We start from the raw sequence: 26,357 nt of genomic DNA, 5'->3' as shown, positions 1-26,357 counted from the left end.
TTAACTGTCTTTCTCTACTAACAATGCTTCCATTAAATCCAATTCATGTAGCAATAATTGGAGCGTTTCATTACTGATTTTTCGCGTCGCTCTTAGATGGTAAAGCTCACCACGTTCAGCGCGTAATGCCGTTAAGCGAAAACGCCTTTCGAGATCTTCTTCTAACGCGTTATGAACCATTTCATCTTGATTTGCTGTGCGCCGTCTTAAATACCCCGTTACACGAGAAGCCACTTCATTAATTTCTTCAGCATCTAACTGCTCTTCAGTGCTTGCTGCTAAACGCTCTTCCATTTTATTCAGGCTGACAATTGCTACTTCTGCCATCACTTTACGTGCATAGCGCACTTCATTTTTGTCAGCTTCTTTGTCGGTTGCTTTCACGCCTTTTAATAGGAAAGGAAGAGAAATAATACCCACTAAAATCGACAGTAAAATAACGCCAGCAGCAATAAAGATAATTTGATAACGCCCTGGGAATGTACTGCCATCGGTTAAAAATAGTGGAATAGAGAGCGCACCCGCAAGCGTAATAGCACCACGAACACCAGCAAATGACGATAACCACAACTCACGCGTTGTATAATTAGCAAAATCAAGTGGATGCTTTTTCATAAAGATACGGCTAATTTTCTTCATTAGCCATAACCATGTAAATCGCAGGATCAGCAGTGCAAAGTAGATAACGAAGACGGCTGCAAACAACATCCAGACTTCAACTTCAGGGTCAAGATCTGCTTGAATAACAGAGCTTGTCCAGATAATAGGAAGTTGTAAGCCAAGCATGATAAAAACAAGTCCGTTAAAGACAAATTCAAGCATTGACCACACGCTATCAGCACGTAAACGCATCGCAAGCGGTGCATTACGAATAACGCCTGATTTACTGATAGTCATACCGGCAGCAACAGCAGCTAAAATACCTGAAAAACCAATATGTTCTGCAATAAGATAAGAGGCAAAAGGCAGCAGCAACATAAAGACGATTTGTGTAGCAGGATCGTCTCCACTCCAACGGCTCATTAATCGTAGAGATTTACTGTAAAGCAAGGTGACACCGATACCTGCCAGTAATCCCCCAACAGCGACTTTGAAGAATTCAAGGGTTGCACCACCAACAGTAAACACCATTGTGCCCATTGCCACAGCAACCGCAAATTTCAAGGCAACCAGACCTGAAGCATCATTCATTAATGCTTCACCCTCTAAAATGCCCATTATTCGCTTAGGTATTCGCCCTTTGCCGACAATGGACGAGAGTGCGACCGCATCTGTTGGCGAAAGTACTGCCGCCAATGCAAATGCAGAAATAAGAGGAATACTTGGCATCATCCAATAAATCAGATAACCGATACCAACAACCGTCACCATGACTAAAACAAGCACAAGAATAAAAATCTCACGCCCATTTTGGATAAATTCTCGTGTCGGTGTTTTCCAACCATCAACAAAAAGCAAAGGTGGGATCAATAGAACGAGGAACAATTCAGGATCAAAAGTGACATGTAAACCAAACTGAGGCCATGCCAATAAAGCCCCTATCACAATCTGTATTAATGGTAACGGAACACGAAAGGGAATTAATTTTGTGATAACTCCCGAAACTGAAACCACCAGTATTAAAATCAAAATAGTAAAGAAAATTTCCATGTTACCCTTACATGCCTATTTTTATCCTGAAAACCTAGCATCTTTTCCTTGTCATAAGGAAAACCTACCGAATGATAAAGAAACACATTATGTAAAATTTGTGCATCATATCTTTCTTTATCTCTATCTATGCATCCACGCTTATTTTAAACAGATCCCACACAGACGCTGTGAGAATATTTAAAAATTAAGATTAATCGTATCTAACACCGCACATTGTATGCAAATTATTGCTCTCTATTTATTAACGGCATTAATTATAGAAAGCATACGTTTTTATTTCTCTTTTTCAGTCTAAGCAATGTAATAGACCGTATAAAAACGTAAAACGTTAAGTAATTAAATAAAAAATAATAGATAAATGACAATAGCGATTAAATTTGAGAGCTAACTCGTAACACTAATGATTATTCAATTGATCTTAACATCGACATCATAACAACATCACAATATTTACCCTCTCTAAAGGCGGCTTTACGACGTATACCTTCAACTTCAAAGCCTAACTTCTTATAGAGATGCAAACCTCTTTCGTTGTCTGAATACACTTCTAATTCTAATCGTGTGGCGGCTAACCAATTGAAAGCATAATCAATTGCTGTATTGATGAGTAACTTACCGACACCTTTCCCTGAATATTCAGCGCCAACACCGATACCAAAACTGACAATGTGGCGACGACGAGGGTGATTATCGATTATCAGTGCTAAATGTCCCGCAACTTGACCATCGATGGTTGCAACAAAATTAGGGATATTTTGCTCTGAAAATTCAAGTAATCTTTTTTTCCACATCGTGACTGAAGGATAAGGAAATTGGCAAGTACAAATATATAAATCAGGATGTGTATATAACTGTTGAATTGCTGATGCGTCGTCAGGTTCACCGTGGCGTATTTTTATTTCTTGCATATATTCTACCAACTATTTAATAACTAGGTTTAATTTCGACAATAGCGAATAAAAGTAGATAAATAAATAGCAAAAAGGCGGAATAAAAATATATTCCGCCTTTTGTCTTTAAAACCGATTATTTTAATTAAATTGCCCACTCACCCGCATAAAATGCCACTAGAGCAATAGTAATTAATACTGTACCAATATTGAGTTTACGCCATTCTCCGGCAAATACACGACCAATCACCAAACAGCCGAAACCTAACATAATGCCTGTGACGATATTGCACGTTAAAACAATAAATACAGCACACACCATGCCTGACATTGCGTCAACAAAATCACTGAAATCTAGCTTAGTGACATTGCCTAGCATCAATAAACCTACATACATTAATGCAGGTGCCGTTGCATAAGCTGGAACTAAATAAGAGAGAGGCGATAAGAAAAGGATCAGTAAGAATAAAATACCAACCACAGTTGCAGTTAATCCTGTTTTACCACCAGCGGCTGTTCCTGCGGCTGATTCAACATAAACCGCAGCAGGAGCGGCACCAATCACACCTGCAAAAATACTACTGACAGAGTCAGAAGTTAGTGCTTTTCCGCCATTAATAATTTGTCCACGTTTATCTAATAAGTTTGCTTGACCAGCAACGGCACGGATAGTCCCTGTTGCATCAAAAATCGCTGTCATTACTAACGCAAGAACACTTGGTAAAACTAAAGGTTGTAAAGCACCTTTAATATCCATCGCAAACAATAAAGAAAGCCCTTCTTCACCTAATTGAGGCATTTTAAAGATGCCTTGATATTTCACATTAGGATCAAAAATAAGACCAATAATCGAAATAGCCACAATCACTAATAGTACGCCACCCGGCACTTTACGTTTTTCTAATCCGAAAATAGCGGCTAATCCAGCAAGTGACATAAGAACAGAGAATGATGTAAATTTCCCCATTGCAACAGGTAAACCATCAAATGGGTTTTTCACCACTAATCCAACACTGTTTGCTGCGATCAAAAGTAAAAATAGCCCTATCCCTATTCCCGCACCATGTGCGATACCGATTGGAATATTTTTTAAGATCCAAGTACGAATGCCGGTTAATGAGAATACGGTGAATAAACACCCCATTAAAAACACAGCACCTAAAGCAACAGGCACAGAGATGTTTTGTCCTAAGACCAAGCTAAAAGCGGTAAATGCTGTTAATGAAATAGCACAACCAATTGCCATAGGAAGATTTGCCCACAATCCCATTAGAAGAGAGCCCAATCCCGCGACTAAACAGGTTGCGATAAAAACCGCTGTATGTGGAAAACCGGCTTGCCCTAACATGCTAGGAACAACAATCACGGAATACACCATTGCCAAAAATGTCGTCAAACCGGCGATCATTTCTTTGCGAACAGTTGTGCCGCGAGCTGTAAGTTTAAAATAGCTATCCAGTTTACCTGTGGTTGCTGATTGATTAGCAGACATTACATTCCTCTGACATAAAAACGGTTCACTCTCCAAAAAACGAAAACGATTACGTATCAATTAAAATTACCTCTTACCGATAAAAATCTTAAGAGGGAGTCAAAAGCAAACGTTTGGTTTTTCGTGTGGATTGAGTGAGAGAATTTGACGCAAACGATTATCTGGTGCTTTTAGGGTAAGAATCAAGCGAAAAAATGCATTTTTAATAAAAATGTCATAAAAAGATAATTTAAAGTCAGAAAAAAAGAAAAAGAGGAAAGCAACTATCTACTTTCCTCATCATTCTACTTTTATACAATCATCCAATATCATGCTTATCTCACAGTAGAAAAACAAAATAATTAATTGTTTTTATTGAACTTATTTTAAATAAGATAATAACTAGGTATATTTATCTATTATTAGTAACCTTAATAAGTTGCCTAGATAAATAATACCTCCCGTTCCCTATGTGTGGCGATTAGTGATTTGCAGTATTCGTTATTTTTATCTGAAGATAATGTCATCTTCTACTTCTAACGTTAGATGAATAAACGTTGTTTTAGCAAACGACTTTCTGTTCAACATAGGCATTTCTAGATTATTCTTAATAAATTTTAAAATAAGTACAATTACGAAAGATAATTATAATCATTTATAAAAAACAATAAGATAAAATTAAACATTTAGAAATAAAGAAAAGAGGGATTTCCTCTATCGTATTCCTAACCCCCTAAATGAAATACGATAGAGAAGAAATGATATTAAGATGAGCTACTATTGAGTGCTTCAACGCCTAGATTCCAACGTTCCATCGTTGATACTAAGAACAAGCCTGTCATGGCAACCAATAAGAATGGCAGTGAAGATGAAGAAATTTCTGACAATGCGCCAGCCAGCAAAGGCCCGGATAAATTACCTATTCCCCATAACATCGCCGCAGACGCGTTTGCAACCATCAGATCATTACCTGAGAAATATTGCCCTATTTGTACTAACGCAATGGTGTATATCGCACCGGCTGTTGCACCCAACACCAGTAATAAAGGCCAAATCAAAAATGTATGAGACATCGTGATCGGTAATAATAAACTTGCAAGTAAAGTCACCACACCACAAATTCGGTATAACCGTGTTCTGTTCATATGATCAGCAAGCCAGCCAAATGGCATTTGCATAATGGCATCACCCGCTAAAATCGCGCTTATCATCATTGCTGCAATAGCTTCAGTATGTCCCATACTTAGGCCATAAATAGGAAACATTGAAAGTACGGTGCCATCAAAAAAAGCAAAGAAAACAATACCGCCGCAGATTGCGGGTGCAACTTTAACAAAGCGAATAATAGAAAAATTAGGCTCTTGTGTATCTTTTGGTAATTTATCTCCTGTTTTCTGATCCATCATTAAAAACAGGACAATAGAGATAATATGAATAAAGACACTAATTAAAATAGGTGTTTTATCTGCGACGCCATAAAGCGCAATAATTGAAGGTCCTAATAACTGGCTGATAGTAAATACCGTGGTATATACCGCTAAAATTCGCCCACGTTTATTATCAGGTGAAAGCTCATTAATCCACGTCTCTCCTAAACAAATCATCACACCACTGGCAATACCAGTGATAAGTCGTAAAGGAAATAACAACTCTAGAGGTAAGCTTCCCATTAAAGGTAATAAACTGATTGCAGAAATAATGGTTGCTAAAAGCATCGCAAAGCGTTTACCAATCCATTGCACAATACGCCGAGCAAAAGGTGAAATAATTAACATCCCAATAGCTGGCGCTGCGGAAATAAGCCCAATGATAGATTCACTAATACCCGCTAAATTGAGGCGCAGTGCAACCATAGGAATAGTTAATCCGATAACAATCCCGATAACGCCAATACTTACCGTGATAGTTGTTATCGCAAAAACTTCGGATTGGCGATAATTTTGATGTGACATGTTATTTTGTTTCTGTGAATAACAGAAACCTCTGTAATAAAAGGAAGGTGGTTAAATAAAATATTGTTGTATTATAGGAGATAAGAAATAGATAAACATGCTTAAAAAGTAACGTTAATCAGAGAAAGATCTCCATTTAACTCACGAAGATCTTTGCCTTTCACAATATTCTCACTTCACCGTCATTTATCCTACAACGCTTAAGAAAAGTAACGGTAGATAAGCACAGTACCTGATGCCAATACAATGGTATAAATCACACTCATAAATCGTGCTTTTGACATCCGTAATGTTAAATTTCGCCCTAACCATACACCAGCAAACATGGCAGGTAAGAAAATAACGGCTAACTTAAGAATGTCCAATTGCCAATAGATACCCGCAAATAAAAAAATCACCACTCGCGTTAGTGTACTAAAACCAATCAATGTGGTTTGTGTAATGCGAAACTTATTTTTGTCTGCAATTCTGCCTGATAAATAAATCGCATATACAAAACCGCCACTACCAAACAATGCACTAAATACCCCACCAATTAACCCAAAAGGATAAACCAAGCGTTGAGAAAATTGGCTTTCTTGTTTTTTCCAAAATAGCGCATAGATTGCATAACAAGCAGCAAAGATACCTAAAAGAAGAGAAAGCAAATCAGGTCGTGTAGTTAATAAAATCGTCGCACCAACAAGACTACCAATAATAATAAGCGGAATAAGATAGCGTATCTCTTTAAAATCAGCCTGTTTACCGTCTCTTAAAACATTCACTACGGCAGCACTTAAATCGATTAATGCCAATAAAGGCACTATCATTGAAAGAGGCAAATAAAGCGCTAATACTGGGCCTGCAATTAACGCCGAGCCAAACCCAGCCATACCGAAAATAACATAAGCAAAAAATAAGGTAAGTAAGCAAATAAAAAGATCAGACCAACTAAGTAAGTCCATCATAATAAACCTTGAATAATTATCATTTAATGAAGGATATTAGCGTAATTATTAAAAATCGAACAGTGATCGTAAAACTATTCACAAAATACAGCAGAAACAGGATCTCATTTTTCCGAATACGGTTAATTAGTGTTATTATCTAATCGGAATGACACTTTTAAACTAACGATATTTTGAATTGGCAATGAACCCACAACCTCCTAAAAAAACGAATGAATACCTTGGTAATAAAGTCAAACAGTTAAGACAATCTCGAAACTTGTCACTTAATGAGTTATCAAGAAAATCGGGAATATCCAAGGCTGCATTGTCAAAGTTAGAATCCGGTGATTCTAATCCTAGAATCGATACCTTAGAGGCTATCGCGATAGCGCTTGGCTTTCCTTTGGGAGATTTATTTAGTTTCACGCGTGAAGAATATCCCCGTTTAGAACGACATAAACCTATCGTTGGGGATTATGCTCAAGAGTTTAAATTCCGTATTGGTATCGGCAATATTACTGAGATTTGGCATATCGAAATGAAGCATGGTGCGATTATTAATAGCCCTGCTCACGCAGATGGTACTCAAGAACACATCATGGTCTATTCTGGTAAATTAATGATGCGTTTTGATAACGACGAAACGGTTTTATTAGAAACCGGTGATTTTTATGCTTTTCATGGTAATGCGCCCCACTCTTATATTTGTGTAGAAGGCCATTTGCGCGCCTCTGTGATTATGTCTAGCCCAAATCAACAGCATTACCACCATCGTCCTTAAGCACAATATTTATTGGCTCGCTCTTAATGATAAAGAGAGAGCCAATCTACATTAATTTAAATAACTTTCCATTTGCTCAAAAACTCGCAAATCATCGCTAAATCTGACTTCTTTTACATCTTCAAGCTTTTCTACCTGACTCACCATCTGCATTAAGCGATCATCTTTTTGCACTAATAGCCAAATTCGGCTTTTATCGCTATTTTTCATCGGTAAACACAAAATACCATCGACGTTAAATGCACGGCGAGCAAATAGCCCACAAATATGGGTCATAACACCGGGGTGATTGCGAACAATCAATTCCAGCGCGATAGGTTGTGATTGTTGTGACATAAATTAAGCTCCTATCATCTCAATATTTGCCGCCCCTGGCGGTACCATTGGAAATACTTTTTCATGAATATCAATCATTACATGAATTAAACATGGACCTGGTTTTTCAATCGCTGCTTTTAGCGCACTCGCAGGATCTGCTTCCTGATTTAAATCACAGGTATCTAAACCAAAACCTTGTGCAATACGAATAAAATCTGTTTGATAAGGGTAAGCCGCAGCATAAATGCGCTCTTCAAAAAACAGTGTTTGTTGTTGGTGAACCAATCCTAACGCCTGATTATTTATCAAAATAATTTTGATATCTAATTGATGCTCAGCTGCCGTAGCAAATTCTTGAATATTCATCATAATGCTGCCATCCCCTGAGAAGCAGAGGATTTTCTTATCTGGCTCAGCTAATGCGGCACCAATTGCTGCTGGTAAACCAAATCCCATCGTACCTAAACCGCCAGACGTTAACCATTGTCGAGGTCGATTTAACGGATAGGCTTGTGCTACCCACATCTGATGTTGCCCAACATCTGTTGTAATAATGGCATCATCATCTACGCAATTTGCAGCCGCTAATACGATGCCATAACCACTTAAGATATTTTCAGAGTTTTTCATCTCTAATGGATATTCTTGTTTCAGTGTCGTAACACGCTCTATCCATTCATTACGCTTGTTTGTATTAATCAATGGTAGTAACAGTGATAACACTGATTTTGCATCGGCGTGGATCGCAATATCAGGGCGTTTGATCTTACTAATTTCAGCGCGATCGATATCAACATGAATAATTTTAGCATTAGGGCAAAACTTCTCGGCTTTACCAATGGCGCGATCGTCAAATCGAGCCCCTAATACAATCAACAGATCGGCTTCTTCTAAAATAAAATTGGTGCTACGAGTCGCGTGCATACCCAACATCCCCAAATACAGAGGATGCGAAGGTGGCATTAATCCTAACCCCATTAAAGTCATTGTTGTTGGCAGGTTGTTTTTCTCTGCTAATTCAATTGCTTCTTTACATGCTTCAGAGCTAATGATCCCCCCACCTAAATATAAAACAGGGTTTTTAGCCTGATTAATCATCTGCGCCGCTTGTATCACTAAATCAGTATTAAATGCGGGAACAGGATCTTTTTGTTGAATAGGCGGTAACACTTCTAATGTAATTTTGGCTTGCTGAATATCTTTTGGTACGTCAACCCAAACAGGACCTGGTCTTCCTGACATCGCTAAACGAAACGCATCACAAATAATTTCAGGTAACTCAGCAATATCACGAACTAAATAGTTATGTTTAGTAATTGGGATAGACATGCCGTAAGTATCAACTTCTTGGAAAGCATCAGTTCCAATCATCGCTGAAGATACCTGACCTGTAATACAAACTAAAGGAATAGAATCAAGCTTAGCATCGGCAATTGCTGTGACTAAATTTGTCGCACCCGGTCCACTCGAAGCAATACAAACAGCAGGTTTACCATTTGCACGGGCAATACCTTGTGCAATAAAACCAGCACCTTGTTCATGGCGAGTTAAGATATGTCGAATAGATTTACTTTGGCTCAATGCATCATACAACGGAAGTGCTGCACCACCAGGGATCCCTGCAACTGTCGTAATGCCTTGCCGTTCCAGTAAATAAACGATTAATTGCGCACCAGTAAACGTTCTACTTGTTGTGGCGTTTTCTTGTTGATCACCCATTTTTATCTGTCCTTTGTTTTAAGCCGGACTTGATGGGCAGGTAGAAAAGAAAAACCCCGCCCGGTTAGTGCGCCGGCGGGGTTTCGAAATTGTGTTGATTCGGACCCGTTACGGCGCTTTGCCGACGACCACCACCACACGCACGACAACCACAGCCGCGATGTGCGCTGTTAGTCGTAGGCTTTGTAGTAGATTAGTGATGATCATGGGTTACCTATCAATTAATTTAGTGATGTGTTTACGTGTTATCTATATTTAAAAAAACATAACTTCTACAAATTAACAACCTTTTTTTTCGGTTTATTTTTTATCACCGCTAAAAACGAGAGCTAGATCACTTCTAGTGAAAATCAAAAAATAACTCCGATTGCAGCATAAAAAACTAGATTAATTTCACATTACAGAATAACCAAAAATCCATTTAATAACGTAAACACATCAATTTAATTTTATAGAAAAGCGACTTGAACCAATAACAGTGTTGCTGAAAGTACAAACATAAATATCACCATCGGCATAATAAATTTAAGCCATTTGTTATAGGAGATATCTAGCATTTGCAATGTCGCTAACACCAGTCCGGTAGGTGCTAAGAACAACATAATATATTGCCCCCAGTTATATGCTGATACCACCATATAACGAGGAACACCAACTGCGTCAGCTAATGGCGCCATAATTGGCATCGCTAAAACCGCAAGACCTGAAGAGGAAGGAACAATAAAACCTAGACAGATAAAAACAACGAGCTGTGCTAATAAGAATAGGCTTGGTGGCATTCCTGCAACCATATGAGACATAAACTCAAGGATAGTATCGGCAATTTTACCTTGTTCCATCACAAGGTTAACACCACGAGCTAAACCAATTATTAATGAAACGCCAACGAGTTCAGAAGCCCCATGAATAAATCCATCAATGGCTGTTTTTTCTTTTAATCCAGAAAGGAAAATTATGATGATAGCGATAGCAAGGAACAGAGCCGCCATTTGTGGGAACCACCAGCCCATATCCATAACGCCCCAAACCATGATAGGAAAAGCAGCAACAAATAAGCAGAGGATCACTTTACGACGCCATGAAAATTCTAATATCTCATTAGGATCGTAATTACTTAAAAAGCGCTGTTTAAAACTTTCGGCATTTTCATAGTTATAAGAGAAAGCCGGATCTTTTTTGATCTTCTTGCAATACCAATATAAATAAACCAAAACACCAATCGTACCAATCACTAACCCAATAGTACGAAAGCCGATCCCTTCAATAAAACTGATCCCCGAAGCATTTGATGCAATAACAACGGAGAAAGGATTGACAGTTGAGAAACCTGCCCCCATTGAAGAGGCAAGAAAAATAGCCCCGACACACACAATAGCGTCATAGCCCAATATTAAGAATATAGGGACTAATATGGGATAGAAGGCGACGGCTTCTTCTTCAATCCCACAACTTGTCCCGCCTATGGATAATATAATCGTGACACCAAATACCACTAAAAACTCTTTGCCTTTGGTTCGATTTGCCAGTGCTGTTAAACCTGCATTGAATGCGCCAGTTTTATTAACAACCCCGATAAGTCCCCCCAGTACAAGAATAAAAACAATAACATCAGCTCCCTCTATCGTCCCTTTCACCATACTTTCGGTAATATCCATTATCCCTTTAGGTTGCTGTGCTACACGTTCATAGGTTCCGGGTATCGCTATCGGTTTTTTAATTGTCCCATCCGTGAATTTATCAATCTCAATAGAGACATTTAAATCATTTAATGTGGCTTGAGTTGCAGGTAACACTTCATGAGAACCATCTATTTTCGCAACCACTAATGATGGCTCTGTTGAGTTATAACTTAATCGTTGATATTCGCCAGCCGGAATAATCCACGTTAAGCCAACCACAATTACTGTAATTGCAAATAAAATAGTAAATGCGGTCGGAAACGCAAACTTTTTAAGTTTCATAAGCGCCCTCGACTTAAATAAGAGGTAACTCTGCCAGTAGAAATAATATCTAACTGGCAGTGTTTATTTTTAGAATTAAATTTAGAATGATGATAAGTATGATATTAATCGGAAATAATTGTTGTACCTGTTTTTCCTTCTAAAGCAGATAATGCATTATCTAAAGAAGTAATAATTGCTTGTACACCTTTATCACTCTCTTTTAGAAAATTAAGACAAGCTTCGACTTTAGGTAACATACTTCCTTTAGCAAATTGCCCTTGAGAAATATATTCTTGAGCCTGAGAAAATGTTAATTTATCTAAATTCATTTGCTCTGGTTTATTAAAATTAATAGCGACTTTATCAACAGCCGTTAATATTAATAAAGTATCTGCTTTTAATTCGACAGCTAATTTAGCGCTAGAGTTATCTTTATCAATAACAGCATCAATGCCTTCTAATAACTCCCCTTTTCGAATAACAGGAATACCACCACCACCAACCGTGATCACCACAATATTGTGTTCAACTAACTGTTTAATAATTGGTGATTCCACAATTTCTAACGGTTTGGGTGATGGAATAACTCGACGATATCCACGCCCTGCATCTTCCATAAAGTGGAAGCCATGCTCTTTTTCAATAGCCTCAGCTTGCTGTTGAGTATAAAACGCGCCAATTGGTTTTGTGGGTGATAAAAAAGCAGGATCATTTTTATCAACAACCACTTGCGTCACAATGGTTGCACAGCCATGATTTTTATTCAGATTTCTCGTACATAATTCATCATTAATCGCCTGTTGTAGATGATAACCGATATAACCTTGGCTCATTGCACCGCACTCAGCAAATGGCATATAAGGGGTGCCTATGTTCTGTTGCGACGCATAATCCATAGCTAAATTGATCATCCCAACTTGTGGACCATTTCCATGACCAATAATGACTTGGTAACCTTTCTCAACCAAATCTACAATCGGTTTTGCGGTTTTCCGTACTATCTGTTTTTGCTCTAGTGGCGTACTGCCCAGTGCATTTCCCCCTAAAGCAATAAATACCTTCTTAGGCATTGTTAACTCCTTGCTTTAGCTTAAAGTCGCAAACATAACGGCTTTAATGGTATGCATACGGTTTTCAGCTTGGTCGAAAACTTTTGATTGGCGAGACTCAAAAACACCGTCTGCCACTTCCATTTCACTCAAGCCAAATTTTTGATAAATATCTTCACCAATAGTTGTTAAACGGTCATGGAATGAAGGTAAACAGTGTAAGAAAATAGCGTGTGGATTTGCCATTTTCATCATAGATTCATTAACTTGATAGGATTTTAATAAACGAATACGCTCGTCCCAAACACTGTCTGGCTCACCCATTGAAACCCAAATATCGGTATAGAGAACATCAGCGTCTTTTGCCCCTTTCTCGATATCTTCTGTCAATGTAATAGAGCCTTCGTTTTCAGCTGCGATTGCACGACATTCCTTCACAAGCTGCTCTTCTGGCATTAAAGATGCTGGGCCACATGCGGTAAAATGTAAGCCTAATTTCGCGCAAACCACCATTAAAGAGTTAGCAACGTTATTGCGGGCATCACCAAAGAAAGTCAGTTTAAGCCCTTTTAAATGACCAAAGTTTTCTTCAACTGTCAGCATATCCGCCAACATTTGAGTTGGATGGAATTTATCGGTAAGACCATTCCATACAGGTACTCCTGATTTCGCTGCCAATTCTTCAACTAATGACTGATCAAAACCACGATATTCAATACCATCATAGAAACGCCCTAACACACGCGCAGTATCTTCAATAGACTCTTTTTTCCCCATTTGTGATGAGCCTGGATCAAGATAAGTGACCCCCATTCCTAAATCATAACCTGCAACTTCAAAGGCACAACGTGTACGTGTTGAGGTTTTTTCAAATAATAAAACGATATTTTTACCTTCTAAAGAGCGATGAGGAATACCCGCCATTTTTAATGATTTAAAATGTTTAGAAAGCTTTAATAAATATTGAATTTCAGCTGATGAAAAGTCGAGTAATTTTAAAAAACTTCTACCTTTAATATTAATAGACATAATAATCCTATCTCCTAATTATTCTGATAATAATAGAGTTAAAAAATAGTTTGTTATTTAAATAATAATAGAGGATCTTCCTCAATAACCTAGGTTATTAAGAAGTATGCTTTATATTTTTAGAGCATAGAAAGAGGACTTATCCGTTAAAAACAGAGAAATGGAAGCACTGACGTTGTTTATACATCATAATGTGGGCAATACGTCTAATATGAGGTGTTTTCCTATTATTATTTTCCATAATACTAGTACCTTCACTTATAGGTATTAAATGAGGGTTACAGTGAAACATATAGGAATTAACATTAATGTGACTATCATCTCAATTATCTATTTACGATAAAAACCATATATCAGTAAAAATAAATTATCAAAAATACATTCCATTAACACACAATAAAAAAGTGGTTGATCATTTTTATATTAATAATGACCTCAATTAAATTAATGAGATAATAGAATAATAGCCAATGAAAAATTATTTTTATTTGGCTATTATTTAAATTATGCGTTTATAGTTAACATTAATGATACATTTTAATACTAGAATAATTTAGCTAACATCATCACGGCACTACAAATAATTAAGATCAAAGTCGCATACTGAAACACCCTGTCAGGCATTCTGATTAACAGCCACTTAGACAGCGGAATAGAGATCAACGAACCTAAAAATAACACCAGAGCCAAATGAATATCTGTATGCCCATCTTGCATATAGGCGAGTGCTGAAGATCCCGATAATAATGTCGTGGTAAATATAGAAGTACCAATGGCTTGCTTAATCGAGAGGTTTGCATAACGCAGCAATAACGGTAATACAACTACGCCACCACCCACCCCTGTCGCACCTAAAACAACACCGGCTGCAATTGCAGGAAGTAATAGTGCTTTTATATTTAAAGGCGCTAACGCTGTATTTTCAACGACAACCGGAGGTAATGAGAAAAACATTCTCTGTACAAAGAGAAATAGAGAAAAAACAATAGCACTAACAACAAGCGCATTAATTCCCCATTCAACTTGTTGCTGATACTGCTCTAGTGAACCTAAGTAATTAACCAAAACACTGGCTAAAAAGGTACTTGGTAGCATTATTCCTAATACAATCATCGCCCTTTTAAAGGGAATATTTCCAAGGCGAAAATGCATATAAGACGAAGTGACTTTCATCAACATGGATAATAAATTAGCCGTTGCGACTGCCATTAATGCATTCATGCCAAAGAAATAGGTCAATACAGGTAAAACAATAACCCCGCCACCCACACCCGTCGTACTTATAATTAAACCAATAGCCGCACCCACCGCTAATGTGGTGATAAGTAACATTATTGATTTCCTTGCATAACAGCTTCCCGCCCTTTTAATAATGCTTTTTCTGCTGACTCACTGGCTAATGTCATATATTTAAAAAACAGCACATCAAAGGCGACCATTTGTAAAACTTGTGGCGTGATCACCCCTAATTGAGAATGCTGTTCGTCATAAAAATAGGGCAATGTATAATCGGATAATCGAGTTGCTTCATCTTGTCCAAAACGCGTTAATGCCACCGTTAAACAACCCTCATCTTTTGCTGATTTCAGCATCCGATTAATATCCGCCGTATTTCCTCTAGCCGTGACAGCAATAGCAATATCATCAGAAGATAAATTAGCGGAATAAGCCAGTTGAGCATGAAGATCTGGACTAAATAATGTGTTTTTATTTACACGAATTAATTTATGAAAAATATCACTCGCCACAACCGACGATGCGCCAATACCAAACAATACAATACGTTTTGCTGATACCATTTTTTCAGCTAACACATCAATGGTACTGGGATCTAACAAAGCTAATGAATCTAAAATAGCACTGGTAAACAGATGCCCTGTTTTGGAAATAATTAATTCTGTCGAGTCTGTTTTTGCGAGATTACCATAAAGAATATCGCCACTGCTTTTTTGTTGCTTTTCTTCTGAAAGGTAATCAATTTTAAATTCAGGATAACCGCGATATCCCATTTGACGAGAGAAACGGATAACAGAAGCACTACTTACACCTGCTTTAAGTGCCAGATCAGCGGCATTCATACTGGCAATATTCTCACTATTCTCCAATAAATAATGAGCAATACGTTGTTCTGTGCCTTTGCCTTGTGTTAGCAAACTTTCAAGCTTTTTGGTCAGTGTCGACATTCTGTTATCCTTTTTATTTCTGACTTATTTCTCTGGATCAGTAAATCCCATTAGCATACTGGCAATAAAACCGACAATCCATGCACCTAATACTGCAATCAAGAACTTAATAATTTGACCATCACCGACTAACGGAATTAATGATAACCCAGCTGTACCAAATGGAATAATGATCCCAACTTGGAAATATGCCATTAATGCACCACCAGCAGCGCCACCAATGCATCCTGCGACAAACGGTTTTCCTAATGGAAGAGAAACACCAAATAATAAAGGCTCACCAACACCAAAAATACCAACAGGTAATGCTCCCATTAATGTTTTCTTTAAACGCTGATTTTTAGTACGTAAATAAACCCAAAAACAAGAGCCTACTTGCCCCATTCCACCCATAGCTAAAATAGGGAATAGGTAATTTAAACCAAAAGTATTTAAGATTTCGGTATGAATAGGAATTAACCCTTGGTGTAATCCCGTTAAGAGTAAAAATAAGAAACTTCCCCCTAACGCTGCACCCGTTACAACTGCGCCACCACCTTGATTTAAAAGTGATAGTGAAACGCCCTGTGCTAATAACTGATTAAGATAATGACCGATTGGTTGGAATATCATAATCGCCACAAGTGAAGAGACTAAAATAGTCACAAACGGCGTTAAGATAAGATCGAGACTCTCTTTAACGATACTACGAAACCATAATTCTAATTTTGAAGAGAACACCACCACCATTAATACCGCAAAAATACCGCCACTATTTGGCTGTAATTTCTCGCCAAATAAAGTGATATCAGCAAGCCCCGGCATGGCTAATAACCCCGCCATTACCGCACCAATCGAAGTTGACGCTCCCAACTCTTTAGCTGTATTTATCCCAATCATAATAGAAAGATAGGCAAATACCGTACTACCAATTAATTTGAATAATTTAAATAGCTCGGGGAATTGCTCAACTAAGCCCGGTGCGACTAAACGGATAATATTAATTAGCCCCATAATCAAACCGCAGCCAATTAAAGCGGGAATTGTTGGAACAAAAATAGCCGCTAATGTATTTAACATGCGGCGAATGGAGAAGCCTTTTTTCACTGGTGTTGACGCAGGCTCATCTTCACTACTTGTAGAGCTGTTTTGCATACGCTTATTCATGATGGAATAAACTTTTGCCGCAGTTCCCATTCCTACAATCACTTGATGCTGTTCGCCATTAAATACAACACCTTTAACGCCTTCGACTTGTTTTAAAGCGTCTGCATCAAATAGCGAACTATCTTTTAAAATCAATCGAATACGAGTCATACAATGTGTTAGGGTTGCCACATTTTGAAACCCACCAGCGTGTTTTTCTATTTCTATTGCTAACGTGTCGAGATGTTCTATTTTATTAGCCATATGTGCGCCTGCTAAAGTTCAGAGTGTTTACTCATATTGTTATTAATTAAATAGGGCAAGTTGCTGTTGTAGCGAACGATAAGGATATTGCTGTGTAATTTGATCAACTTTCTCCACACTCAAGTGAAGTTCATACATTAAAATGGCTTTTCTAGGATGATAATTAACCATTTGTAACAGCGTTCTGGCTCTTTCATTGGAAATTCCACACACTTCGCTGACAATACCTTCAGCACGACGTTGTAATTTCTCATTACTCGCGATCACATCCACCATAAGATTTTTATGCACTTTTCCAAGCTTAGTCATTACGCTGGTGCTTAACATACCCAAAATCATTTTTTGAGCCGTGCCGCTTTTCATTCTTGTAGAGCCTGTTAACACCTCTGCGCCCACATCTGGCGCAATAGATAAGTCAGCAATTTCACTCATCATACTTTTGCCACGTGTAGTAATAGAGACAGTCAACGCCTTTAGCTTTTTACCATATTGCAAAGCCGCGACAGTAAAAGGTGTGCGACCGCTTGCAGCAATACCAATAACGACATCTTTATGACTGACATGACGACGTTGAAGTTCTTCGATTGCCGCTTCTTGGCTATCCTCAATATTTTCGACCGCTTTTAGCATTGCATCATGACCGCCTGCAATAATCGCCTGCACTAATGCAGGAGATACACCAAAAGTAGGAGGACATTCCGCACTGTCTAATACCGCCAATCGGCCACTTGTTCCTGCACCGACATAAAAAATACGCCCACCTTTTTGCAAACGTTCAGTAATTTTTTCTACTGCTTTAGCAATAGCGGGCAATTCTTTTTTAACGGCATTGGCAACAGTCATATCTGCATTATTGATAAGCGTAACCAACTCTAAAGCGCTTAATTCAGAAAACTGTGCTGTTTCTTGATTGCTTTCATTTCTAAGACATTCGCTCAATGCATCTTCTTTCATCACAACAACCTTAATGAAACCAAATTTCAAGCAAAATTACATCTTATGAAATAATATTTCAATCTTACTTGTCATCACTTTGTGAAATCAGTCACATTAAGCTCAGCTTTTTTCTTTATAAGAAATTCAACAATGATTATAAAAATAAGGTAATCAATTGATTTTAAATCAATTCCACTTTCTATCTAAACAAGATAGCAAGTGGAATATAAAGATATGATAGTGCGGAGGTGTACTACTTTGCTTGCGCTAAAAACTGCCCAAATTCTTCAATGCTTGGATAAGAAGATTGTGTGCCTTTTCCGGCAACACTTAAGCCTGAAAACATCACGGCTTTATTTAATGCTTCTTCAATATTATTGGTGTGAACATAATAATGAGAGAAACAACCAATAAAGGCATCACCCGCTCCGCTGGTATCTATTGCATCAACTTCGATGGCAGGAATGTACTTCTCAATTTCGCCATTCATCCATAATGCACCTTTTTCACCTAATGTAACGATGACATTCTTAAAGCCTTTTTGTAGTAAAGAACAAGCGGCTTCACGAATTTCATCCATTGTGGTGATTGGCATACCCGTCAAAATTTCCAGTTCTGTTTCATTAGGAACAAAAAAGTCACAACGAGCAGCAATATTAAGATCTAATGCTTTTGAAGCGGGCGCAGGGTTAAATAACACAGGAATATGGTGTTTGTTACCGAACTCAATAGCGTGATAGACCGTTTCAAGCGGGATTTCTAATTGCAGTACAATTATTTTGCATTTTTTCAGGCTATCTGTCGCTCTATCAATATCTTCTGGCGACAAATGCTGATTAGCACCTTTCACAATTAAAATGCTATTTGATGATTGAGAAGTCACAAAAATAGGTGCAACACCGCTTGTTGTCCCAGGCACTTTTTCAACATAGCGAGTGTTAATACCGTAAGACTCTAAATTCATGATGGTGTTATCCGCGAAAATATCATCACCGACTTTTGTTAACATCATCACTTTTGAATTTAATTTAGCCGCAGCAACCGCTTGGTTAGCCCCTTTACCACCGCAACCAATCTTAAATGCCGGCGCCTCAAGGGTTTCCCCCTCTTTTGGCATCCTATCTATATAGGTGATCAAATCCACCATATTTGAACCAATCACTGCGATATCCATAGCGCCTCTTACTCTTATGTAAAATTTATAAATGTTAAAATAGTGACATTTTGATAGATGTATAACAGTATCATGTTATTTAAATATCATTTGTGATTGTTATCTCGTTAAAACAGCACTAATATGTTGCCAAACTAACATGAGTGATAAATAACAATCTTCTTATTAAGGAATATACTATGCGTCCATTAGCTAATTATATCGATCATACCCTTCTTGCTGCAGATACAACTGAAGCACAAATCAAGAAATTGTGTGCTGAAGCAGCTGAACACGGTTTCTTCTCTGTTTGTATTAACACTTCTTACATCCCTTTAGCAAGAACTTGCCTTAAAGGAAGCGATGTAAAAGTATGTTGTGTTATCGACTTCCCATTTGGTGCTGGTTTAACAGCAACAAAAGCATTCGAAGCGGCTGAAGCTATTCGTCAAGGTGCACAAGAAGTCGATATGGTTATCAATATCGGGATGTTAAAAAGCGGTCGTTTAGACTTCGTAAAACAAGATATTGAAGCAGTAAAAGCAGCTTGTGGTAATACAACTCTGAAAGTTATTTTAGAAACTTGCTTATTAACTGACGACGAAGTACGTTTAGTTTGTGAAATGTGTCGTGAGATCCGCGTTGATTTTGTGAAAACATCAACAGGATACAGTACAATGGGCGCAACCGAACATCATGTTGCTTTAATGCGCAAAACAGTGGGTGATGAAGTTGGCGTGAAAGCATCAGGTGGTGTTCGCGATCGTCAAACAGCATTAAACATGATCAAAGCAGGTGCAACACGTATCGGTGCTAGCGCAAGTGTCGCTATCGCAACAGATTCAGATGCACCTGAATCAAACTACTAATTATTTAGCGTATATTTTCTTGGAGTACGCTATTCGATAACACAAGGATCCTTCGGTGATAGAGACCAAACAGCACGAACGTTTGCGCCGCCTCAGTGAATGTATTAAACGCTCAGGTCGCATACATCTTAAAGACGCCGCGAGGATCCTTGAAGTTTCTGAAATGACAATTAGGCGCGACCTTAGTTCTAACGCCGAAAACCCTTTTCCGATGTCATTATTAGGTGGTTACATTGTTGCATTAGCCCAGCCTCATTCAGGGTTAATCTCAACATCCTCTGATATTATTACACCGGATCAAACCGAAGAACTTCATATTCCTAATCTTGCCGCAGGTATGGTCTCTGACGGCGATGTTCTTTTTTTCGATAATGGGCAATTTATTCCTACACTGATTGAGCTTATTCCCGATAACCTACATTTCACCGGAATTTGTTATTCTCACCGCGTATTTTTGGCATTAAGTCAGAAGAAAAATGCCACCGTATTACTCTGCGGAGGTGAATATCGCTCTAAAAGTGATTCATTCTACAATCCTACCCAACCTTCTTATCTTGATAGCATTAATCCTAAGAAAGCCTTTATTTCAGCTGAAGGTGTTCATCTCGACTTTGGCGTTACCTGTTATAACATCGACGATCTTTATATGAAGAAAAAAGCGATGGATAAATCTATTCGTAAAATCTTACTCACCAAATATCACTATTTTGATGAAACAGCGACAGGCAATATGGGCGATTTAGCTCAGTTTGATGTTGTTATCACAGATAGAAAATTAACGGATGATTACGAAGATTATTGCCGAAAAAGCTCAGTAAAAGTGATTTATTAATTAAAAATAGAGTGCTAACTAAAATAGATAATAAAGAAAAGTTAGCCTTAAATTAAATAAATTATATTTATTCTCTTTTATAAAAATAAAGAAAATTCACGCCACTTTTTGATTGCCAAGGCAAAAAAAAGTGGTTACTATGCCCGCGATTTATTATTTCTCACCCATTTTAATTAACGCAAGGAGGTATCCCATGACAACTACAAATATGAATACTCTTTGCGGACAATCTCAGAAGTAATCCTTTTTTCCTTCTTTTTGCTGTCCGCCAATCAATTTATCTTTTTATCCTTTACATTATATGGATTGGTATATGGACAAGTGTGTTCATTATTTATCTGATAGCGTTTGTTATATCGCATCGGATAATACTTGGATTGAAAGCAAAGCAATCCAACAACTAGAAACAACGGCTCAACTTCCTGATATGGCTTATGTGGCAGGTATGCCAGACCTACACCCAGGTCGCGGTTATCCTATTGGTGCAGCCTTTTTTTCTGTTAATCGTTTTTACCCTGCTTTAGTCGGAAATGATATTGGCTGTGGTATGACACTCTTTCAAACTGAATTTAAAAACAGCAAACTTAACTTAGATAAAGCAGAAAAACAGTTGAGTGAAATGAGTGATATCGCACCTTCAGAATGGCTAGAAGCACATCTACCGACTGAAATGCAAAACCATCCTTTTGCTGGCTCTTTAGGCTCTATTGGTGGCGGTAATCACTTTGCTGAATTCCAACAAATTGACCAAGTGATCAATGAAACGCTTTTTGCTGAAAGTGGTATCAATAAAAAACAGTTATTGCTACTCGTTCACAGCGGATCGAGAGGTTTAGGACAATCTATCTTACGTGCCCATACAGAACAGTTTGGTCATAAAGGACTGATTGCTAACACCGAAAATGCAAATGAATATTTGCAAGCTCACAATAATGCACTTGATTATGCAAAGATTAATCGTCGCCTTATTGGTGAAAGAATGATGCGCCAAATTCGCACTCAAGGCGAAGTTATTTCTGATGTAAATCATAATCTTGTAGAGCCTTGCGAATTACATGGTCAACAAGGTTGGTTACATCGTAAAGGTGCAACACCGGCACATCACGATATGGTCGTTATTCCGGGTTCACGCGGTGACTACAGTTATATTGTTAAGCCCATTGTGTCTGAATTAAGCCTTCATTCATTACCGCATGGTGCAGGCAGAAAATGGATGCGTACCGAGTGTAAAGGCCGTTTATCACACCGTTTTACCCCCTTACAACTTTCACGAACTGCATTAGGTAGCCGTATTATTTGTGCCAATAAACAACTGATTTATGAAGAAGCACCACAATCTTATAAATCAATTGAAACTGTGATTGAAAGTATGGTGAGTATTGGATTAATCGAAGTTATTGCACGTTTAAAACCTGTGATCACCTATAAAACAAGTGGGGAGATGGCGTAATGTTATTACAATTCACCTCCGCACAAGGCCCTGAAGAGTGCTGTTTAGCCGTTGAAAAAGCCTTAAATTACTTTTTGAAATCAACGATAAAACAGCAAGTGAATGTTACTGTTCTTGAAAAAGAACCTTCACGTCATGGCTTAAAATCTGCATTAATATCTCTTGAAGGTAGTGATGCACAAGCTATCGCACAACAGTGGGCGGGATCAGTGCAATGGCAGTGTGCAAGCACATTGCGACCACGACATAAACGTAAAAACTGGTTTATTGGTGTTGCTTGTTTTGAACAACCTGATGAAATTAATGACAAAGAAATTGTCTTTGAAACTATGCGTTCCAATGGCCCCGGTGGTCAGCATGTTAACAAAACAGAGTCTGCGGTCAGAGCAACACATATTGCCACTGGCATTAGTGTAAAAGTGCAATCAGAGCGTAGTCAGCACGCCAATAAAAAGCTCGCTAAGCAACTTATTGCATGGCATTTAGAGGCTTATATGATGAAGCAACATGCCTCATTAAATAGCCAACGCCATATTGCCCATCACCGAGTTATTCGTGGCGATGCCACACTCTGTTTTAGTGGTAATGACTTTGTTCTGATAAGCAAATAATGTTATTAATCTAACAAAAGCAAAGCCACGATTTTTAATCGTGGCTTTTTTTAAGACAAAAGTATCCTGCAATAAGATTTTTTAAATTAAAAAATCAATAAAGCATATAGTGAGTTTTAATAAATAAATCTTACAGTTAATACATTTATTTTATTTAATTAATCTTATTTTTTTTAATAACATCACACTTATTTAAATATAAATATTATGAATACTGATTAATTAAATTTCTGCGGGTGTATTTCGCATTTTAACAGTGAACGTCACAACAGCAGAGGCAACCAATGCAATTATCATAAACATAAATGCACTGTCATAACTACCGCCACTGGCTTTAATTAAGAAGCCCATAACAGGTGCAGAAACAACACCCGCCATTTGACCACCGAAGTTAACAATCCCTGAAGCACGACCCATGATTTTATTCGGGATAGTATCCATTAAAATACCCCAGAACATTGCCATAGCGAAGAACATAAATAATGCTGAAATACACTGATATACAACAGCCATATCAGCACTTTCAACGGTATATGTCATATATAAGAAGCCTGCTGCAATCACTGCGGTAACCATATATAACCATTTACGCTGTGATTTACATTTATCAGAAACATAACCACCTAATAATGTACCACCAGCACCAAATAAGAATGGAATAGCCGCCATTACCCCAGTTTTAGCCAAAGAGAATTCACGAACAGTAATTAAATAACTTGGTAACCATGTTGAGAATCCCCAGAAGGTAATATCAAATAGAAACCAAATCGCTGCCATTTGCCACAATACTGGCATCTTTAAAACGTCTTTAAAAGGTACCGCTTCAACAGGTTTATCCGTTAATGTACCATCCGCCGCTAACTCATCGAGATCTTGCTGAGTAATACTTGGGTGATCTTTTGGATTATCACGAGTGAAGAAATAAATACCGGCTGCAATTAATAAACCCGGAATACCTAAAACAATAAACACCATATGCCAGCCAAAAGCACCGATAATACTCGCTGCAACAATGACAGCTAATGCTGGTCCTAAGGTATTTACTGTTGATTGAATTGCCGTTGCGCGACCACGCTCTTTAGATGGGAAATACGTTGAGATCATTTTCCAAGAGGCGGATGGAAAACAGCCTTCACCAATACCAAATAAGAATCGCACAGCAAGCATTAACGGTAATGTAAACACCATACCTGTTAAGCTGGTGAAGACTGACCACCATGCAATACCGATCGCCATGATTTTACGCGCACCAAAGCGGTCAGCTAAGAAACCGCCGGGGATTTGGAATGCCGCATAACCGACAAAAAACGCACTGATTATTAAGCCTTGTTGGGTGGTATCAAGATTAAGATCACGTCCAATAAAGGGTAATGAAACACTCATTACCATTCTATCTAAGAATGAGAGTAACCATGCTAACCAAATTAAGGATAAAACGGTATAACGAGCTTTCCATGTTTTCTTCTGATGAAGGTCTGGAATAATATTTGAACTCATTTTCCTGTTCCTCAGGTAAGGGGAAACCATCACGGTTGAAGAACAACCGTGATAAACAGAGATAAGGTTTAACGTTTAAGAGCGCTATTGTGCGGCTATGCTCTTAAAACATGACCGCTACAAGCGTAACTTTCGACCCCATTAATTAATGCGATACGGCCATTGACCATCACCAAGTCGATCCCTTCTGGATATTGGTTTGGTTCAACAAACGTGCCTTTATCAATAATGGTTTCAGGATCAAACATCACAATATCTGCGGCATATCCCTCTTTAATTAAGCCTCTGTCGGTTAATCGAAGGACTTCGGCAGGTTTACCTGTCATTTTGCGGATAGCTTGTTCCCAAGTGAGACATTTTTCTTCTCTGACGTATTTCCCTAAAACACGAGGGAAGGCACCGAATACACGGGGATGAGGCTTACCTGCGCCCATTAGCCCATCAGTACATACGTTTTGTTCAGGACGACATAAGAATTTGATAACGTGTTCTTCTGTACCGTAAAAATCCACCATTCCTACCGCATTTTCTTCTTCATATAGCAGATCGAAAGTTGCGTTATACGGATCTTTTCCTCTCAATTTGCCTAGCTCTACAAGACTAAGACCAACGGCATCTTGGTTTTTTTCTGTTTTAGAACTAGTGACATAAATATTTTCTAACCCTGCGAAATCAATAAAGTTATCCCAACCCGGAATGCCTTTTTCGATATCTTCAATCATCTTTTTACGCAGTTCAGGAGAAGCTAAGCGTTCTAATAGTTTCTCTGTACCTCCTGCGTGAACCCAAGGCGGTAAAATTACCCCAAGCATGGTACTGCCTGCTACATATGGGTATTGGTCAAAAGAGATACGGATACCCTCTTTTTGTGCTTGCTCTAACATGCCGAGCATTTCGTCAATTAATCCCCAGTTTTTCTTACCGCAAACCTTCATATGGGAAATATGCAACCAAACACCCGATGCTTTGGCGATATCAATAAGCTCTTGAGTCGATTGAATAATATCGTCAGCTTCACTGCGCTGGTGAACGACAAAAATACCATTGTGTTTTGCTGTCACCTTACAAAGTTCGATCATTTCAGCAGTATCACCAAAGGCACAAGGCATATAAATCAATCCTGTTGATAAACCAAATGCCCCTGCTTTTAATTCACGCTCTAAGATCTCACACATTTTGGCGACATCTTCGCGAGTAGAAGGATTACCTTCTAATCCCATCGCTTCCATTCGAATGTTGCCATGAGGAACAAGGTAAGCAAGATTCGTTGCAGAGCCTCTGGCTTCCAACATCCCCAAGTAACCTTCGGTATTTTTAAAATGCCAATCAATGCTGTCAGAATCACCATCTAAACCCGCAATATTCTTGCGCCACGCTGAAATATATTGTTCTGGTAATGGTGCTAACGCGACACCATCTTGCCCTAACAATTCAGTCGTGATCCCTTGGCGGATTTTGGCGGATAAAGCAGGATTAAGCAGAGCAGACAGATCAGAGTGAGTATGAGTATCAATAAAACCGGGACAGACTATTTTCCCTGTTGCATCAATGATCTGATCATTTGTTTTTGCATCAAACTGACCGATTTTTATTATTTTTCCTTCATTAACCATAACATCAGCTTGAAATGCACTTGCCCCTGTTCCATCAATAACAGTGGCGTTTTTAAATATTGTTTTCATTCTGTTATTTCTCCAAAGAGC

At 38.2% G+C, this 26,357-nt stretch carries 24 protein-coding genes; 6 read left to right on the top strand and 18 right to left on the bottom strand.

From position 1 onward, the window contains the following. The 5 genes from ABN236_RS16655 to ABN236_RS16635 form a co-directional block, all read right to left on the bottom strand. Positions 1-1,650, bottom strand: coding sequence for a Na+/H+ antiporter (locus ABN236_RS16655; protein WP_088493911.1), 1,650 nt, complete (start codon positions 1,648-1,650; stop codon positions 1-3). A gap of 407 nt (positions 1,651-2,057) precedes the next feature. Next, complete coding sequence (locus ABN236_RS16650; protein WP_088493912.1) at positions 2,058-2,561, bottom strand: GNAT family N-acetyltransferase; 504 nt, start codon at positions 2,559-2,561, stop codon at positions 2,058-2,060. A gap of 127 nt (positions 2,562-2,688) precedes the next feature. Beyond that, on the bottom strand, positions 2,689-4,035 hold the full coding sequence (locus tag ABN236_RS16645; protein ID WP_088493913.1) for an NCS2 family permease: 1,347 nt from the start codon (positions 4,033-4,035) through the stop codon (positions 2,689-2,691). 743 nt (positions 4,036-4,778) lie between these two features. Then, positions 4,779-5,966: an MFS transporter gene (locus tag ABN236_RS16640; protein WP_349474441.1), complete on the bottom strand. Its 1,188-nt coding sequence runs from the start codon at positions 5,964-5,966 to the stop codon at positions 4,779-4,781. A gap of 200 nt (positions 5,967-6,166) precedes the next feature. Further along, positions 6,167-6,913, bottom strand: coding sequence for a sulfite exporter TauE/SafE family protein (locus ABN236_RS16635; RefSeq protein WP_349474440.1), 747 nt, complete (start codon positions 6,911-6,913; stop codon positions 6,167-6,169). 184 nt (positions 6,914-7,097) lie between these two features. On the opposite strand from ABN236_RS16635, the gene ABN236_RS16630 reads away from it, so the two are divergent. Next, on the top strand, positions 7,098-7,676 hold the full coding sequence (locus ABN236_RS16630) for a helix-turn-helix domain-containing protein (protein WP_069368071.1): 579 nt from the start codon (positions 7,098-7,100) through the stop codon (positions 7,674-7,676). Positions 7,677-7,727: 51 nt separating this feature from the next. Here ABN236_RS16630 and ilvN read toward each other — a convergent pair whose 3' ends face one another. Together ilvN and ilvB are read right to left on the bottom strand one after the other, a co-directional pair. Further along, positions 7,728-8,012 carry an acetolactate synthase small subunit gene (ilvN, locus tag ABN236_RS16625; RefSeq protein WP_069368073.1) on the bottom strand — a complete coding sequence of 95 codons (285 nt, stop codon included), beginning with the start codon at positions 8,010-8,012 and terminating at the stop codon, positions 7,728-7,730. A gap of 3 nt (positions 8,013-8,015) precedes the next feature. Beyond that, complete coding sequence (ilvB, locus tag ABN236_RS16620) at positions 8,016-9,713, bottom strand: acetolactate synthase large subunit (RefSeq protein ID WP_349474439.1); 1,698 nt, start codon at positions 9,711-9,713, stop codon at positions 8,016-8,018. Between the two features lie 91 nt (positions 9,714-9,804). On the opposite strand from ilvB, the gene ABN236_RS19365 reads away from it, so the two are divergent. Next, the gene (locus ABN236_RS19365) at positions 9,805-9,972 is read left to right on the top strand and encodes a hypothetical protein (RefSeq protein ID WP_265331822.1); all 168 of its coding nucleotides are present in this window, start codon (positions 9,805-9,807) and stop codon (positions 9,970-9,972) included. Between the two features lie 190 nt (positions 9,973-10,162). Here ABN236_RS19365 and ABN236_RS16610 read toward each other — a convergent pair whose 3' ends face one another. The 9 genes from ABN236_RS16610 to rbsK form a co-directional block, all read right to left on the bottom strand. Beyond that, the gene (locus tag ABN236_RS16610) at positions 10,163-11,674 is read right to left on the bottom strand and encodes a YfcC family protein (protein WP_075672261.1); all 1,512 of its coding nucleotides are present in this window, start codon (positions 11,672-11,674) and stop codon (positions 10,163-10,165) included. A gap of 104 nt (positions 11,675-11,778) precedes the next feature. Further along, positions 11,779-12,726, bottom strand: coding sequence for a carbamate kinase (arcC, locus tag ABN236_RS16605; protein ID WP_349474438.1), 948 nt, complete (start codon positions 12,724-12,726; stop codon positions 11,779-11,781). 15 nt (positions 12,727-12,741) lie between these two features. After that, positions 12,742-13,734 carry an ornithine carbamoyltransferase gene (gene argF / locus ABN236_RS16600; protein ID WP_088493920.1) on the bottom strand — a complete coding sequence of 331 codons (993 nt, stop codon included), beginning with the start codon at positions 13,732-13,734 and terminating at the stop codon, positions 12,742-12,744. 139 nt (positions 13,735-13,873) lie between these two features. Next, a complete protein-coding gene (speFL, locus tag ABN236_RS16595; RefSeq protein ID WP_109372621.1) occupies positions 13,874-13,975 on the bottom strand; it encodes a leader peptide SpeFL in 102 nt (33 codons plus the stop codon). Positions 13,976-14,277: 302 nt separating this feature from the next. After that, a complete protein-coding gene (locus ABN236_RS16590) occupies positions 14,278-15,066 on the bottom strand; it encodes a sulfite exporter TauE/SafE family protein (RefSeq protein WP_088493921.1) in 789 nt (262 codons plus the stop codon). Next, the gene (locus tag ABN236_RS16585) at positions 15,066-15,917 is read right to left on the bottom strand and encodes a MurR/RpiR family transcriptional regulator (RefSeq protein WP_088493922.1); all 852 of its coding nucleotides are present in this window, start codon (positions 15,915-15,917) and stop codon (positions 15,066-15,068) included. Before ABN236_RS16585 ends, ABN236_RS16590 begins: the two co-directional genes overlap by 1 nt. A 24-nt stretch (positions 15,918-15,941) precedes the next feature. After that, positions 15,942-17,306, bottom strand: coding sequence for a PTS transporter subunit EIIC (locus ABN236_RS16580; protein ID WP_311755595.1), 1,365 nt, complete (start codon positions 17,304-17,306; stop codon positions 15,942-15,944). Positions 17,307-17,348: 42 nt separating this feature from the next. Further along, the gene (murQ, locus tag ABN236_RS16575) at positions 17,349-18,260 is read right to left on the bottom strand and encodes an N-acetylmuramic acid 6-phosphate etherase (RefSeq protein WP_349474437.1); all 912 of its coding nucleotides are present in this window, start codon (positions 18,258-18,260) and stop codon (positions 17,349-17,351) included. 235 nt (positions 18,261-18,495) lie between these two features. After that, complete coding sequence (gene rbsK / locus ABN236_RS16570) at positions 18,496-19,416, bottom strand: ribokinase (protein WP_349474436.1); 921 nt, start codon at positions 19,414-19,416, stop codon at positions 18,496-18,498. A gap of 179 nt (positions 19,417-19,595) precedes the next feature. Between rbsK and deoC the strand changes: the two genes are divergently transcribed. From deoC to prfH, 4 genes are all read left to right on the top strand, one after another. Then, positions 19,596-20,264, top strand: a complete 669-nt coding sequence (gene deoC / locus ABN236_RS16565; RefSeq protein ID WP_075672244.1) for a deoxyribose-phosphate aldolase — start codon at positions 19,596-19,598, stop codon at positions 20,262-20,264. Between the two features lie 55 nt (positions 20,265-20,319). Continuing rightward, the gene (locus ABN236_RS16560) at positions 20,320-21,096 is read left to right on the top strand and encodes a DeoR family transcriptional regulator (RefSeq protein ID WP_349474435.1); all 777 of its coding nucleotides are present in this window, start codon (positions 20,320-20,322) and stop codon (positions 21,094-21,096) included. A gap of 313 nt (positions 21,097-21,409) precedes the next feature. Next, on the top strand, positions 21,410-22,546 hold the full coding sequence (locus ABN236_RS16555; protein WP_349474434.1) for an RNA ligase RtcB family protein: 1,137 nt from the start codon (positions 21,410-21,412) through the stop codon (positions 22,544-22,546). Continuing rightward, complete coding sequence (gene prfH / locus ABN236_RS16550) at positions 22,546-23,157, top strand: peptide chain release factor H (protein WP_349474433.1); 612 nt, start codon at positions 22,546-22,548, stop codon at positions 23,155-23,157. The genes ABN236_RS16555 and prfH overlap by 1 nt, the downstream gene beginning before the upstream one ends. A 222-nt stretch (positions 23,158-23,379) precedes the next feature. Here prfH and ABN236_RS16545 read toward each other — a convergent pair whose 3' ends face one another. After that, positions 23,380-24,654, bottom strand: a complete 1,275-nt coding sequence (locus ABN236_RS16545) for an MFS transporter (protein ID WP_088493928.1) — start codon at positions 24,652-24,654, stop codon at positions 23,380-23,382. A gap of 95 nt (positions 24,655-24,749) precedes the next feature. Beyond that, complete coding sequence (locus ABN236_RS16540) at positions 24,750-26,336, bottom strand: N-acyl-D-amino-acid deacylase family protein (RefSeq protein WP_349474432.1); 1,587 nt, start codon at positions 26,334-26,336, stop codon at positions 24,750-24,752. Positions 26,337-26,357: the final 21 nt, after the last annotated feature.

The sequence above is a fragment of the Proteus sp. fly-1013 genome, assembly GCF_040140245.1.
In the GTDB taxonomy this organism is placed as follows: domain Bacteria; phylum Pseudomonadota; class Gammaproteobacteria; order Enterobacterales; family Enterobacteriaceae; genus Proteus; species Proteus mirabilis_B.
The sequence above is the reverse complement of the archived record's forward strand: the minus strand, read 5'-3'. Positions and strand labels throughout refer to the sequence as shown.